General features: G+C 36.5%; 12 protein-coding genes. 10 read left to right on the top strand and 2 right to left on the bottom strand.

The features are described from left to right. The first annotated feature begins 123 nt into the window (after positions 1–123). The gene (locus tag KM885_RS14900) at positions 124–1,914 is read left to right on the top strand and encodes a pyruvate kinase (protein WP_204798032.1); all 1,791 of its coding nucleotides are present in this window, start codon (positions 124–126) and stop codon (positions 1,912–1,914) included. 442 nt (positions 1,915–2,356) lie between these two features. Further along, positions 2,357–3,802, top strand: coding sequence for a carbon starvation CstA family protein (locus KM885_RS14905; RefSeq protein ID WP_204798031.1), 1,446 nt, complete (start codon positions 2,357–2,359; stop codon positions 3,800–3,802). 199 nt (positions 3,803–4,001) lie between these two features. Here the strand turns inward: KM885_RS14905 and yidA are convergent, their stop codons facing one another. Further along, a complete protein-coding gene (gene yidA / locus KM885_RS14910) occupies positions 4,002–4,832 on the bottom strand; it encodes a sugar-phosphatase (protein ID WP_047183976.1) in 831 nt (276 codons plus the stop codon). Between the two features lie 577 nt (positions 4,833–5,409). Here yidA and KM885_RS14915 point away from each other — a divergent pair. The 7 genes from KM885_RS14915 (at position 5,410) to KM885_RS14945 (ending at position 14,190) form a co-directional block, all read left to right on the top strand. Next, on the top strand, positions 5,410–6,756 hold the full coding sequence (locus KM885_RS14915) for a gluconate:H+ symporter (protein ID WP_047183975.1): 1,347 nt from the start codon (positions 5,410–5,412) through the stop codon (positions 6,754–6,756). Between the two features lie 331 nt (positions 6,757–7,087). Continuing rightward, positions 7,088–8,863, top strand: a complete 1,776-nt coding sequence (locus KM885_RS14920) for a sigma-54-dependent Fis family transcriptional regulator (RefSeq protein WP_060669120.1) — start codon at positions 7,088–7,090, stop codon at positions 8,861–8,863. Between the two features lie 242 nt (positions 8,864–9,105). Beyond that, complete coding sequence (locus KM885_RS14925; protein ID WP_060669119.1) at positions 9,106–10,422, top strand: four-carbon acid sugar kinase family protein; 1,317 nt, start codon at positions 9,106–9,108, stop codon at positions 10,420–10,422. 99 nt (positions 10,423–10,521) lie between these two features. Next, positions 10,522–11,520: a 4-hydroxythreonine-4-phosphate dehydrogenase PdxA gene (gene pdxA, locus KM885_RS14930; RefSeq protein WP_216884199.1), complete on the top strand. Its 999-nt coding sequence runs from the start codon at positions 10,522–10,524 to the stop codon at positions 11,518–11,520. A 237-nt stretch (positions 11,521–11,757) separates the two neighbouring features. After that, positions 11,758–13,011 carry a nickel pincer cofactor-dependent isomerase, group 22 gene (locus KM885_RS14935; protein ID WP_216884200.1) on the top strand — a complete coding sequence of 418 codons (1,254 nt, stop codon included), beginning with the start codon at positions 11,758–11,760 and terminating at the stop codon, positions 13,009–13,011. A gap of 178 nt (positions 13,012–13,189) precedes the next feature. Next, positions 13,190–13,933 carry an SDR family NAD(P)-dependent oxidoreductase gene (locus tag KM885_RS14940; RefSeq protein WP_047183978.1) on the top strand — a complete coding sequence of 248 codons (744 nt, stop codon included), beginning with the start codon at positions 13,190–13,192 and terminating at the stop codon, positions 13,931–13,933. Between the two features lie 2 nt (positions 13,934–13,935). Further along, positions 13,936–14,190 carry a hypothetical protein gene (locus KM885_RS14945; RefSeq protein WP_047183970.1) on the top strand — a complete coding sequence of 85 codons (255 nt, stop codon included), beginning with the start codon at positions 13,936–13,938 and terminating at the stop codon, positions 14,188–14,190. On the opposite strand, the gene KM885_RS14950 is transcribed toward KM885_RS14945, so the two are convergent. Beyond that, positions 14,168–15,028, bottom strand: coding sequence for a metallophosphoesterase (locus tag KM885_RS14950; RefSeq protein ID WP_216884201.1), 861 nt, complete (start codon positions 15,026–15,028; stop codon positions 14,168–14,170). The genes KM885_RS14945 and KM885_RS14950 overlap by 23 nt on opposite strands. Positions 15,029–15,225: 197 nt before the next feature. Between KM885_RS14950 and KM885_RS14955 the strand changes: the two genes are divergently transcribed. Beyond that, a partial coding sequence (locus KM885_RS14955; RefSeq protein ID WP_216884202.1) for a transposase occupies positions 15,226–15,338 on the top strand: 113 nt, incomplete at its 3' end.

A 15,338-nucleotide genomic window follows, 5' to 3' on the forward strand; every position in this document is an offset into this window, starting at 1 on the left:
ATCGCTTATAAGGCGTAGACAGAAGCGAGTTTTTTGGGATTTTAAATATGGTTATGGGTGAATCCGAGAAAGATACACGCTTTTTTAAAAGGAGTCATAAATTAAAGAAATGAGGTGACCCAAATGGTAAATTTTACAGACTCTAATAAAAGAGAAACTATACATCAACTTATTCAATTACGGAACGACATTAATAAATTTTTATCTAACGTTTCTAAAACCCAACATATCGATATGGCGGATGCTAGTAAGCAAAATTTATGTGCCTTTTTGGCCTTACAGAAATTTTCAAATTCAAAGCTTAATTCCTTTTTAGTGGAAGAAGGCTTTTCATCTATAAAAATGATGAGTCCTCATGTTTTATTTTCATTGAATAAAATAATTGGCCATTTGTTTCCCGATGATCAGCATAATAAAAATTATATTGATTTGGAAAGTGCAAGATATCTAAAGAATCAACGAAGTCAAGAGTTGTTAGGAAAATCAAAAGAAGATCCCTTTTCTATCATGGTTACTTTAGATAGATCTATGTTGGAGAAACCAGAAATCTTTAAAGAATTAATTAGGTCGGGAATGACTATTGCCCGAATAAACTTAGCTCGTGATTATTCTGTCTGGAAAAGTTTAGTTGAAAGTATTCGAACTGCAGAAAAAGAGATAGGTCTTGAGAAACAAAATGGAAAATGTATGATATACATGGATCTTCCTGGGCCTAAAATTCGTGTTAATGAATTCAGAAAAACCATAGTCCCCTTAAAAATAAATACAGAAAAAACCTCTCCAATTGGTTATTTAATGAGCCAAAATAGTAAAGATAACCCTATTATAAATAATTTTGTATTAAAACTAAATATAGATGAATTTACCGGTGTTGCTGCGGGGCAAATCATACATTTTATTGATACCAAAGGAAGAAAACGATATTTCACAGTACTGGAGATAGTAAGCCCAACATGCCTAAAAGTTGAATTAAATAAACCGGCAATTTTAAACGAGGAAACTACTGTACAACTGAGTCATGACAAAGAGTGCAAACTAACAAATCTATTGAAAAGGCAAATAACCATTAAGGTAAAAAAAGGGGATATTTTACGAATTTACAAAAACCATAATTATCTTGGGAAACCAAAAGGTAATGAAGAACCAGCATCTATTGGTGTCACTTTACCAGAAGCTCTAAGAAATGTAAGACCAAAAGATAAGGTTTTTTTTGAGGATGGAAATATCTGTGCAGTTGTTGTGGAAGTTAATGAAAAATACTTGGATGTAAAGATCACCCTTACGAGAAAGAAAGTAGAATATATTAAACCTCATAAAGGGGTTAATTTTCCAGATTCATTGGTTTATTTAAACGTTCCTACCATTACAGAAACAGATATTAAAACTGTTTCAAAAATTATTCCTTTTGTTGACCTCATTGGGGTTTCTTTTATCCATCATCCTAATGATATCCGAATATTAAAGGGGTATTTAGATCAACATACAGAGAAGAAAATTGGACTCATTGCGAAAATAGAAACAAAGTATGCACTTTTTTCTTTATCGAAAATTATTCTTGAAGGTCTAAATTTAGATTTATTTGGAGTAATGATTGCTAGAGGTGATTTGGCAATAGAGATTGGCTATGAACAAATGGCAAAGGCTCAGGAAGGAATCTTGGAAATTTGCCGGGCTGCTCATATCCCAGTTATTTGGGCAACTAATATTCTCAATCATTTGAATAAGAAGGGAATACCTTTAAGGGCTGAATTAACCGATGCCTTTATGGGACTAAGAGCGGATTGTATTATGATGAATAAAGGGCCTTATATCTCCAATTCCATCAAGTTCCTCCAACATCTTGACCAAATCAATAAAGATCCATTATTGGAATTTAGAAATTCGGTGGTGCCTTTTGCTCAATATGGTTTTTAGGGTGTGTGTTTATCCTACACCAAGCCTCTGGACAAACAAAGAAGGTAAGAAAACCCCCACTGATGGAAGTTTTCTTTATAGTAGGTTACTAGAATTAAAAAACAACAATATAATTCAACTAGGTAAAGGGAAATTTTATTCTTATTAGGATAGATTATGCCCTTTTTTTATTTATATCACTTAAAACAAGCAGTAAGACTCCCACCTCAAGTTTCTAGGGAAAGAAAAAGGGTAGGTGGGAGATGAAGGAAACCCCCCACACTGATAGAAGTCTCCTTTATTTATGGAATAAGACAGCTATAATTGGAGAAATTTGAATGATGGATTAAACCACCCTTTTTAAAATAGTAAAAAAATACTGGAAAATTATGATAAAACTATTGATTTTTCACCCTATTCAGTATATTATTATATTTAAATTTTCAGAAAAGGGGGTTCGGCGATGGTTACTTTTATAGCTTCCATCTTGTTGTTAATTGTTGGGTATATCGTTTATGGGAAGGTGGTTGAACGGATTTTCGGCATTAATGACAAAAATCCAACACCTGCTTATACAAGTAACGATGGGCTTGATTATATGCCAATGAGTTGGTGGAAGGCGAGTTTAATTCAGCTTCTAAATATCGCTGGAACCGGTCCGATTTTTGGTGCAATAATGGGTGCGCTTTATGGCCCTGTTGCATTTATATGGATTGTTATTGGTTGTATTTTTGCGGGAGCGGTACATGATTACTTTTCAGGTATGGTATCGCTTAGGCATAATGGAGCACAATTTCCGACAATTGTCGGAAAATATTTAGGCGAAAAGTTGAAAATCATCACTACGATTGTTTCGATATTTTTAATGATTTTGGTTGCAGCAGCATTTACTGCAGCACCTGCCCAGTTACTAACACAAATTACACCATTTAATTTTACGACATGGCTTATTATTATATTTGTTTATCTAATACTTGCAGCGGTTCTACCGATTAATAAAATAATTGGAAGAGTGTATCCTGTTTTTGGGGCAATCTTAATTTTTATGGTTGTATCGATTGGAATAGGGATGTTCTTTTTTGATCATCCAATCCCCAATTTAACATTAAGTAATTTACATCCTGGGGAGTTGCCAATTTGGCCATTATTAATGGTAACCATTTCCTGTGGTGCTATTTCTGGATTTCATAGTACACAGAGTCCTATCTTATCTCGAACATTAAAAAAAGAAAGTGAAGGTAGAAAAGTGTTCTTTGGAGCAATGATTGGTGAAGGCATTATTGCTTTGATTTGGGCAGCGGCAGGAATGACCTTTTTTGGTAGTACAGGTGCATTACAAACAGCGCTGGACGCAGGTGGTCCTGCTGGAGTAGTTAATGAAATCAGTCTAACTACGCTAGGGACTTTTGGTGGAATCCTTGCGATATTGGGTATTGTTGTTCTGCCAATTACGACAGGTGATACGGCGTTACGTTCTTCTAGAATGATGCTTGCGGAATTATTGACACAACTAACGAAGAAAGACTTTAAAGGAAAAGGGAAATTAGCGTTACTTATCATACCAATAGCAGGACCTGCGCTATATCTTACCACGATTGATTATAGTTTCCTTTGGCGGTATGTTGGCGGATCTAATCAGATAGTTGCTGCAGTAATGTTATGGACGGCAGCTATGTACCTTGTGAAAAACAATAAGTTTCATTGGATCTGTAGTATTCCAGCTTTATTCATGACGGCGGTAGTAAGTACGTATGTCTTTTATGCGCCAGAGGGTTTTAACCTGGACTATGGTATTTCTATGATTCTAGGAATGGTTATTTGGTTGGCTGTACTTGTGTGGTTTGTAAGGCAACTTATTAAACATAAAACAGCTAGCAACTATGAGGATTCGGATGTGAAATTAGGATGATAAAGGGTTTATCCCGCCTCAAGCTTCTGGGGAAACAAAGAAGGTAGGTGGGAAATCAACTGCTCGTAAAGGTACGATAAGTGCGACTAACCATCAGTCGGGGATGAAGGAAAGCTCCCACTGATGGTTAGTCTTCTTTATAGAATACTGGAAACGAACCAGTATCCTATTTTTGTGATTCTTGTATGTGTATTTTGTTCTATTTGGCGTTTTCGTTTAAAGGTTCTAAAGCAAGTTTTTTGATTGCATAGGCCACTCCGCTTTCATTGTTGCTTCGAGTTTGGAAGTCAGCGGCTGCTTTTACTTCTGGGATAGCGTTACCCATTGCCACGCCACATCCTGCGTATCGGATCATGGATAAGTCATTTCCGTTATCGCCAATCGTCATTGTTTCCTCTTGTTTAATACCAAGTTGTTCAGCCAGCATTTTCACTGCATTTCCTTTACTTGCACTAGGATGAACAAATTCAAGGAAATATGGAGCACTTTGAACAATTGTATACTGCTTATTTAGGCTCTTAGGAAGTTCTTCAATGGTACGATTTAATTTGTCTGGATGATTAACAAACATGATTTTTGGTATCGATATATTAGTTGGTATGTCGCTTACTTGGCGATAACCTAATGGGATTTCACTTAAATATGCCTCTAACACTGTATAGTCACTAATATCAGCGTTTGGGGTATAAACCCCTTTCGTATCAAAGAAATGCATTGGTGTTTTCAATTCCATACTAAGTTCATACAACTTCACTAAATCAGCATGTCCAAGTGATAATTCAGCTACAACCTCGTTTGTATGAGTATCTTGCACCAATGCGCCATTATAGGCGATGGCAAAGTCACCCTCTTGATTAAGGTTAAGTGCTTTAATGTAGCTCCGAATGCCACCAATTGGGCGCCCGGAACAAAGGACAATTTTAATTCCTTGCTTTTTTGCCTCAGATAACGTGTATTTTACATCTTCTGGTACTTCATGACGGTCGTTTAAAAGAGTCCCGTCCATATCTATTGCAATTAATTTATACAATTTCTATTCTCCAATCTTCTGTTGATACCACCATTATACGACAAGTTAAGTCAGAGGGACAATTGAGCCAATCGAAGTAATTTAGGATAAAAAAGAAGGGGCTGGATGTATCCCATTGGCTTTCAAATTGAACTTCAAACCATCCAATAAAAAGGAATTGTTGAAAAAATAAACATAAATAACTCTATTTATTCCCTTGACAAGAATGTTAACACAGTATAAAATAACTTTGATGCGAAAAACAACAGTTTAAGTACTTTATAAACTATTTCAAGCAGTGAATAGAAAAAAGTGTTGTGAATTATCTCTTTGACGTCACAAGGAAAATGCTACTACCTAGTACAAAATGCCAACTATCTATGGCTCGCAAATGGTGAATGGGGGTAAAGGTAAGTTCAATATTTATTTTAAACCCAATTTGTAAGCGCTCTGAATAGGGTGCGGAAAAAATTTGCTTGTTCATTTATGGAAAGCGTAACGTAGGAGCATACTTATAAGTGATCTACAAAGAAATAAATGCAACATCTTCATATAAAACAAACAGAACTGCTAAAAATTACATCAGGGGGACTAATTTATGCCATTATTAATTGTTGCCATAGGGGTACTATTACTACTTATTTTTATTATGAAATTTAAATTAAACACATTCGTTTCCCTAATCATTGTTGCGATTGTTGTAGCCTTATCGCTTGGAATGCCTATGGGGGAAGTTATTGAGTCGGTTGAAAGCGGTTTAGGTGGAACACTTGCTCATATTGCGTTAATCTTTGGTATGGGTGCAATGCTTGGTAGATTAATTGCAGACTCAGGTGGAGCTAACCGTATCGCTGTAACGTTAATTGATAAATTTGGTGAAAAGAGAATTCAATGGGCTGTTCTATTTGCTTCGTTTATAGTTGGTATTGCTTTATTCCTTGAAGTTGCAATTGTATTGCTTGTTCCAATTATATTCTCGATTGCAAAGGAATTAAAAGTTTCTATCGTGAAATTAGGACTACCGATGGTTACTGCTGCTTTGGCAACACATGCATTCTTACCGCCGCATCCAGGTCCAACCGCAGTAGCTGCGGAGTATGGTGCGAATATTGGTTTAGTTTTAATCTACGGAATTATTGTTGCTATCCCAACGGTTATTTTTGCAGGAATCTTGTATCCGAAACTTGCGAAGAAAATTGTGCCAACTGCTTTTACTAGAGAGGGTAGTGAATCATTTGGTGTACAAAAGACATTTAAGCTAGAAGAAACACCTGGTTTTGGTATTAGTTTATTTACAGCACTATTTCCTGTGATCTTAATGGCTTTAGGAGCAATCGTTGATATGATTCAACCTGCTCTAGGCTTTTCGGATAATATGCTAGTGAACTTTATTCGCTTTATTGGTAATTCATCAATGGCTATGTTGCTTTCTTTATTACTAGCAATTTATACAATGGGATTGAGAAGAAATATTCCAATTAAGACATTAATGGATTCTTGCTCTTCCGCAATCAATTCCTTAGGTATGCTACTTCTAATCATCGGCGGTGGAGGTGCTTTAAAACAAGTGCTTATTGATGGTGGTGTTGGTGATTATGTTGCAGATATCTTTGCAGGATCGTCTATGTCGCCAGTCTTCTTTGCTTGGACAGTCGCAGCTATATTACGTATTTGTTTAGGATCAGGAACGGTTGCAACGTTAACTACAGCAGGATTGGTTATTCCATCCCTTGCTGGAATACCAGATGTTAACCTTGAACTAGTTGCACTTGCGACTGGAGCAGGTAGTGCCATTGCATCCCATGTTAACGATGCCGGCTTCTGGATGGTTAAAGAGTCTCTAGGTATGACATTAAAAGAGGCTTTTGGAACATATACTGTACTTTCAACAATAGTTGCTGTATCTGGTTTAATATGTACTTTATTATTAGATATGATTGTTTAAAACAACTGAAAAAACAACCATTTTATAGATGTTATAAAATGGTTGTTTTTTATCTTATAATTCTTCCTGTTTCAATAGATTATGGTGAACATTACAAGTGAAACCGTTTTACTAATTACTTTTACTTTAAAGGAATATGGCTTATAATTAATAGTGTTGCAATTTGCATAGTATAGATTATTTTTAAGCTCTTTGTGAAATTGTAAAATCACAAGGTGAATTAAAAGGATTGTTAAGATTATATAATCCATTTAAGTTCCTTTATAGTTTGCTAGATATTAGAAAAATATAGAATACATAACTTGATTTTTGCGACAGAAGGTGAAATAAAATGATAAAAGCATTGGTAGTCGTCCCTTATGAGGGATTGCTTGAAATGATGAAAGAGGTTAGTCAAGAAGTAGAAGATATTGAATTACACATTGAATTAGGTAACTTATATGAAGGTGTCGCAATTGCAAAGAATGCTGAAAATGAGGGTTATCATGTTATTATAAGCCGTGGTGGTACGGCATCAATGATACAAGAGGCAGTATCCATTCCGGTGATAGATATTCAAGTTTCTGGCTATGATGTATTACGCATTTTAACACTTGTAAAGGGTTTTTCCGGTAAGGCTGCTATTGTTGGCTTCTCTAATATTACACAAGGTGCTGCTACTATATGTAAGCTGCTAGATTTAGATATTAAAACATTAACGATTACAAAGGATAATGAAGTAAAAGGGAAATTGACAGGGTTAAAAAAGAATGGATATGAGGTAGTAATCGGTGATGTAGTGACGATGCAAGCCGCTAAACAATTAGGGATGACAGGAGTACTGATTACATCCGGAAAAGAAGCAATTATGGATGCTTTAGAAGAAACAAGAAGGTCCTATCGTTTATTTTCAAGGCTACAACGAGATATTACGTTAATGGAAACAATTCTTGATAGTGATGAACATGCTATCGGGGTTTTTAATCAAGATGAGAAAATAGTTTATGGGAATGAACGATTCCATAACGAATTTCATTGGTTAAATTTAGACAATGCTACTGATGTAAAAAAACTTATACAAGAAACAACCTTAACAAACGAAAAGCAGGTAAAATTGCTTTACATTAATAATAAATTATGGAAAATAACCTCATGCCCAATCAAGGATAAAGTGGCACTATTTTTTGAAAAGACACATTCCAATCAAATAACTACGCATAGTGGGCAAGCGAATCAAACCGCAATTGAATTGCATACATCCGCCTCACGTACCCCTATTTCGGGGAAAAGTGAAGCAATTCAGAAGGTGTTGGAACAAATCGATCTATACGGGGATCGTGAGGAGCCTATCTGGATCATGGGGGAACAAGGGAACGGAAAAGAATTAGTAGCCCATTCCATTTATTTAAAAAGAAAAACTGCAGACGAACCGTTAATTACATTGCGTTGTGATGTAATAAGTGCAGAACAATTGAAAGATCTTATTAAGGATGATTTTTTCCAAAAGTACTCCAATAGAATTATATTCTTAAAAAATATTGACCAATTGAATTCCTATATGCAGAAGGAGTTATTGCGTGTCCTAAAGGATGAAAGCGAGCAGAAGCCACAATGGATTGTATCTTCCAAGGATAACATAGAGGAAAGGATTAAAAATAAAACTTTCCATCGCGAGCTATTCCGATTATTATCTCCATTACAGATTCAAATTCCACCACTTCGGGAGCGTAAAGAGGATATGGAGGAATTGGTTCCCGTATTTATTTCTGATTTGCATCCAAAATATGGGAATAAAGTAGTCGGGATTCGTGATGATGCGTTGGAGCAGATGATGGACTATGATTGGCCAGGAAATGTAGGGCAATTAAAACATGTAATGGAACAATTATTTTTGGAATCACAATCCTATTATATCGAGAAAGCGGAAGTGGATATCGTATTTAAACGACTGAAGCAACAAGAGAAGTGGAATGATGCGCTATCGTATATTGATATTAGCGGTACATTAGAGGAAATTGAGAGGCAAGTAATTACAAAAGTCCTTGAGGATGAAGGGATGAATCAATCCAGGGCAGCTAAACGTTTAGGAATTAATCGATCCACCTTATGGCGCAAGCTAAAAGAATAGCTTGCGTTTTTCTTGTGGCTAAACCCTCTATTTAAATGATGCAAAATACAACATCAATAGAATTAAATGAAGAATTATAATTAAAACATTGCTAAATGCAACATTTTGGTTTATAATTATCACTGAAAGCGTTATAGAATACGTGAACGAGATAAATATAATGCGATATAGATAATAGGAGTAGAAATAAGTGAAAACGCAAGAACTATATACTGAGATGATTGAGAAGGGGGGCGAATGAGTTGAAACTGGCAGTGATAGCAGATGACCTAACAGGCGCAAATGATACAGGTGTTCAATTTGCGAAAAAAGGGTTAAACACAACCGTACTTTTTTCAGATACACATTTACAACCAGCACATTTAAGTGAAGATGTCATTGTTTTAAATTCAGATAGTCGTGCACTTGATTCTCAAAAGGCTTATGATATTGTATTCAATCTATCAACTGAATTAAACAAATTAGGCGTAACAAACGTGTTTAAGAAAGTCGATTCAACCATGAGAGGAAATATTGGTCAAGAAATTGATGCAGTAATGGACGTATTTCAATTTAAGACCTCATTTGTCGTACCAGCTTTTCCAAAAAGTAAGCGAACAACCGTAGATGGAAAGCACTATGTTCGCGGGGTGTTATTAGCGGAGTCGGAAATTGCAAATGATCCATCCTGCCCGGTGAAAGAAAGCTACCTTCCGAAACTATTACAGGAGCAAAGTAAGCGCAATGTCGAACTAATCTCCATTTCGGATGTACGAAAAGGGAAACGTCACTTATTTGAAAAAATGATGGAGAAAACCACAGATGATTCTTCCAAAATTGTTGTCATGGATGCAACGACAGATGAAGAGCTCAAAACGATTGTTGATGCTGCTGAAATGATACAAGAGGAGTTCCTTTGGGTTGGCTCGGCAGGGGTGGCCTCTCACTTTTCAAACACAGGTAACCATGAAGAGGTAGTACTTAACAAGCGAATAGAACAACGTCCACCAGTATTAGTAGTGGCGGGTAGTGTGAACACGATTACGCATCAACAGATTCATGATTTGAAAAAAGGGAATACTGTAGAAGAAATTGTTATTTCTCCGGAAGCATTCTTTTATGAAGATGAGCGAAAGCGTGAGATTAATCGTATTGTTCATGCTGGTCAAGCATTACTGAAAAAAGGCGATTTAGTAATAAAGACTGATCGTGGGCAAGAGGCGATGGATCGAGTGAAACAACGGAAACATGAACTTGATTTATCGAATTTTGAAGTAGGGCATACTATTGCTGAATCAATGGGGATTATTGCCTGTCAGTTAATTGAAAAGAATGACATTTGCGGTGCTGTTTTAACAGGTGGGGATATTGCAGGAGCTACATGTAAAGCATTAAAAGGTGAGGGAATTCAAGTTATTGGAGAAGTTGAAGCAGGAATCCCTTATGGTAAGTTATTTGGTGGTTTATATGACGGCCTTCCCGTTGTAACAAAAGCGGGTGCATTTGGTTCCGAGCAGGCACTTACTAAAGCTCTTCAAACAGTTACCGAAGTGCATGGATATACGAAAAGAAATAACTAATAATTTGTTATAAGCGAAGTAAAGTGATAACGCCAAGCTTATGGTCGACATTTACAATAGGCTTGGCGAAATAAGATATGAAAATAGGAGGATATTATGATGGCTTCTAAAAGACCAAGTATTGCAATTACAATGGGCGATCCTTCAGGAGTAGGCCCTGAGATTATCGCCAAATCCTTAAATGACAAAAATATTTATGAAAGATGCCGTCCATTTGTAGTCGGTGACGCCAAAATTTTAAAAAGGGCGCTACAAGTAACAAATTTGGAGCTTCAATTAAATAGCATTTCACAACCCGAAGATGCAATGTACGAATATGGTACAATTGATATTATTGATTTAGATTTAGTTTCTGAAGATTTACCATGGGGACAAGTTTCTTCTGAAGCAGGAAACGCTGCATTCCGTTATTTGGAAAAAGCAATTTCTTATGCCAATGAAGGAAAAATCCAAGGAATTTGTACAGCGCCATTGAATAAAGAAGCGCTTCATAAAGCAGGTCACATCTATCCTGGACATACAGAAATTTTAGCAGAACTAACAAATACGAAAGATTTCGCAATGATGCTATCTGCCCCTGGATTAAGAGTCATTCATGTGACAACACATGTTGGACTAATTGATGCCATTAATAAGATTAATGTCGATCGTCAATATACAGTTATTAAACTTGCACATGAAACACTACAAAAGGCAGGAATTAAATCCCCTCGTATCGCAGTTTGTGGAATTAACCCACATGCTGGAGAAAATGGACTTTTTGGACATGGCGAAGAAGAGGAAAAAATCATTCCAGCTATCGAAAAGGCACAGGAAGAAGGAATTAATGTACAAGGACCGCTTCCGGCAGATACCTTATTCTTTAGAGCAAAACGAGGTGACTTTGATATCGTTGTTGCGCAATATCACGATCAAGGACATGGACCAATTAAAGTTCTAGGTCTTGAAGCTGGAGTAAATATTACGGTTGGTCTTCCAACAATACGTACTAGTGTTGACCATGGAACGGCTTTTGATATCGCTGGTAAAAATATTGCGGACGAGCTATCACTAAAAGAAGCGCTACGCATGGCGGTTGAATTAGCACCTGAAAATTAATTATAAAAAGTTAAGCAAGAGGTTGTTATCAACCTCTTGCTTCATTGGTAAATAGGGAAGTATAGCACTTTCCTATTTTCGTAAACGTAACTAAGGCATTTGCCTTAAGGTTCAAAGTAGAAGAAAACGTAGCGTCTTTATGTCATGAAAATGTTGAAGAATGATATATTTATTCCGCTTTACGGGGATATTTAACATAAATACTGGGCAAAAGAAATACGAAAGGAGTGACATTTAATGTCTTTACCGAAATTTGCAAAAATAAGACAAAGATTTCAAGTGGAAAGTCTGAACGATATTGTTGGAACAGTTTCAGAGCAATTCAACCAAGTGAAAGCGGACGAAAAGATTAAGCCAGGCATGGAAATTGCGATTACTGTTGGAAGCCGGGGGATTGCTAATATTCCACTCATCGTTAAAAGCGTAGCGGATGAAATTAAAAAAAGAGGTGCAACACCATTTATTATTCCTGCAATGGGAAGTCATGGTGGTGCTACTGCTGAAGGACAAATCGAAGTATTAGATGGACTTGGTGTGACAGAGGAATCAACCGGCTGTGAGATCCGTTCTTCCATGGAAGTTGTAGAGGTTGGCAAAACATCAGCAGGAATCCCTGTTTATGTTGATCAACATGCTTACCATGCGGATGGAATTATTGTGATGGGGCGTGTGAAGCCACATACTGATTTTAAAAAGGATATTGAAAGTGGTATCTTAAAAATGGCGTCAATAGGCATGGGCAAACATAAGCAAGCATTAGCGCTACATACGCATGGTATTAGAGGAATTCGTGATATGATGCCTGAGGTTGGTAAAGTGGCCATTGGCAATTCAAATACACTGTTTGGTATAGCGATTGTAGAAAACGCGCATGAAGAAACAGCGATTATTGAAGCAATTAATCCAGACCAAATTGAAGAACGCGAAAGAGAATTATTGAAACGAGCATTTGCCTTGATGCCAAGTTTACCAGTTGACGAAATGGATATATTAGTCGTTGATGAAATCGGTAAAAACTATAGTGGAACAGGTATGGATACGAATATCATTGGTCGGATCCGTGTATTAGGAGTAGAAGAGCCAGAAAAGCCAAGTATAAAATATGTTATTGCCTCTAACCTAAGTGAGGCGAGTCATGGTAATGCATTAGGAATCGGCCTAGCTGATTTAACAACGAAGCGTTTATTTGAAAAAATTGATTTAAAAGCTATGAATGAAAATGTTGTAACAAGTACATTTCTAGATAGAGCTAAAATTCCTATTGTCCTTGATAACGACCGTGAGGCGTTAGAAGCAGCTCTCCGGGCTACATGGGGTATTCCAGCTAACGAGGCAAGAATCGTGAGGATACCAAACACACTTCATATCGGAGAGCTTTTTGTATCAGAAGTAATTTTTAATGAATTGAAAGATAATGACAACATCGAAGTATTAGAGGATTTACATGAAATGAAGTTCGATGCAGATGGGTATTTCCCGCCGATGCAATAGTTTTTTATGTATAGAGGGTTTTCCATTTGGAACCCCTCTTTTTCTTGTCTTTTTACCGGTTCTCTTTTATTTAAGAAACCCTATAATGGATAATATGAATTTAATATTACAAAGCGCTTTGTTGGATAGAATACAAAATGAAGGTTTAAAATAGATGTTGAAAGGATGCGTGATTGAATTGAAATTAAAGGATAAAGTAGCAATTGTAACAGGTGGAGCAAGTGGAATTGGCGAAGCAACTGTACGTCTTTTTACTAAAGAAGGAGCAAAGGTAGTTATTGCTGACCTTTCAGAACGAGGTAACAATCTATCAGAAGAGTTGAATTCAAATGGATTTGACACGTTATTTGTTAAAACGGATGTAACCAAAGAAGAAGATATTAAACAAATGATTAACGAAACCGTGAAGCAATACGGAAAACTGGATATTATGTATGCGAATGCTGGAATTGCCGATGATGCACCAGCACACGAACTATCCTATGAAAAATGGAAACGAATCATTGATATTAATTTGTCAGGAGTATTCCTTTCTGATAAATATTCGATTGAACAGTTTCAAAAACAAGGTACAGGTGGTGTCATTGTTAATGCTGGATCCATTCATAGTTTTGTTTCCTTGCCAAACCCAACCGCTTATTCCTCAGCTAAAGGGGGCGTGAAGCTATTAACGCAAAACTTATGTACAGCCTATGCAAAGGACGGAATTCGTGTTAACGCAGTCTGCCCTGGTTATATTGACACTCCTTTACTAACTAAAGTTGATTCTAAAGCTAAAGAACATTTAGCTTCGCTTCACCCACAAGGTAGACTTGGAAAGCCAGAAGAAATAGCAAAAGCAGTTCTTTTCTTAGCTAGTGATGATGCTAGTTTTGTTAATGGTACAACACTCCTTGTGGATGGGGGCTATACCGCACAGTAATTTTGACGGCACCGATATTAGCAACAAAGTATAGAGAGGAACCTGTTATACCCACCATTCCTTTTGGAGCAATATCAGACAATAGTGCGCCTGTTACAGTTGACGCAATCCCTTGGCCCAAAAATGCGATGGACATAAAGGCAATCACTATATTAGGGGAATTGGTAAAGTTCCCGCCAATGACTGCACAAGATAATAACAAACCAGCGATAATAGGTAATTTCCGTGCAATTCCTATTCGTTCGAGCGAATGGTGATAAGACTTATTTGACTTTGATTGAGGAACCGTATAGGTAATGCAGTTGTGCCTAGACCGCTATCAATATATAAAAAGCTATTATCCTTTATGTTATAGATTCCCTTTTGCAAATGTGGAAAAAGCCCCTCGTCAGGAGCAACAATTGCACCGATTAATGGCAACCTTACTTGCCCACCATGTGTGTGTCCACTTAGTACTAAATCTACAGGAAGATCCGCATATTTCTGTATAACGCTTGGAGAATGGGAAAGTAAAATATTATATACTTGATCGTTTACCTGATAAAATGCTTCTTCCATATTCTCCCGCTCTGTTGATACATCATCTATACCAATAATATGAAATGTGGATCCATTCTTCTTCAATTCGATATTTTCATTGCTTAGTAATGTAACGCCCCTTGCTTTAAGGCCAGACAAGAATTCTTTCTTTCTTGGATTATCCCATTCGTGATTCCCTGTGACAAAATAGGTTTGTGGATTGATCTGAACTAGCTTATCAATTAAATGAAAAACATCTTGAAAATCCGATGTTTTTCGATCAATTAAATCTCCTGTTAGAACAATCATATCTACGTTTAAATCTTGAATTTGTTTTATTAGCTCTTCATTATTTTTCCCAAATACCTTACTATGTACATCCGTTATCTGTAAAAGGCTTATCTCTGTGCCCACGGCTAGCTTACTGCTTTGAAGCGATATGCGATTTAATTTAAAAGTATTTGTATCAATGTGGATCTTTCCGATCATAGATAATAAGAAAAATAATGCAATAGAAACGAATAGCTTCCTAAACTTCCTCTTCGGATGTCTATTGATCTTCTCTCTCTTTTCCATACAATTACTAACCCCTTACCTGTCATTCTTTAACGCACTTCCGAAAGAAGTCTCCCTCTTCAAGCGTGTGAAGGGCGTAGCCCAATGGTAAGGGGGAGATGAATTTCGGTTGGGCGACAGCCCCAAGGCTTTTTCTTTTGCCTTTATTGTTCGTTAAGGTATGATCAGTCTTATAAAACATAAGGATTGATATAAAAATGAAATTAGATAGTAATAACCATTCAGTATTCTCAATGTATTATCATCTTGTGTTAGTCGTGAAGTATCGTAGAAAAGTAATAGATGATACCATTTCAGATTATGCCAAAGA

It is taken from the genome of Oceanobacillus caeni, from assembly GCF_019037185.1.
Classification (GTDB): domain Bacteria; phylum Bacillota; class Bacilli; order Bacillales; family Amphibacillaceae; genus Oceanobacillus; species Oceanobacillus caeni.

Excerpts from the sequence above, each read along its gene's own strand:
- pdxA (WP_216884199.1), top strand. The coding sequence starts at position 10,522 with ATGGCTTCTAAAAGACCAAGTATTGCAATTACAATGGGCGATCCTTCA.
- KM885_RS14905 (WP_204798031.1), top strand. The coding sequence starts at position 2,357 with ATGGTTACTTTTATAGCTTCCATCTTGTTGTTAATTGTTGGGTATATC.
- KM885_RS14920 (WP_060669120.1), top strand. The coding sequence starts at position 7,088 with ATGATAAAAGCATTGGTAGTCGTCCCTTATGAGGGATTGCTTGAAATG.
- KM885_RS14950 (WP_216884201.1), bottom strand. The coding sequence starts at position 15,028 with ATGGAAAAGAGAGAGAAGATCAATAGACATCCGAAGAGGAAGTTTAGG.
- KM885_RS14935 (WP_216884200.1), top strand. The coding sequence starts at position 11,758 with ATGTCTTTACCGAAATTTGCAAAAATAAGACAAAGATTTCAAGTGGAA.
- KM885_RS14900 (WP_204798032.1), top strand. The coding sequence starts at position 124 with ATGGTAAATTTTACAGACTCTAATAAAAGAGAAACTATACATCAACTT.
- KM885_RS14915 (WP_047183975.1), top strand. The coding sequence starts at position 5,410 with ATGCCATTATTAATTGTTGCCATAGGGGTACTATTACTACTTATTTTT.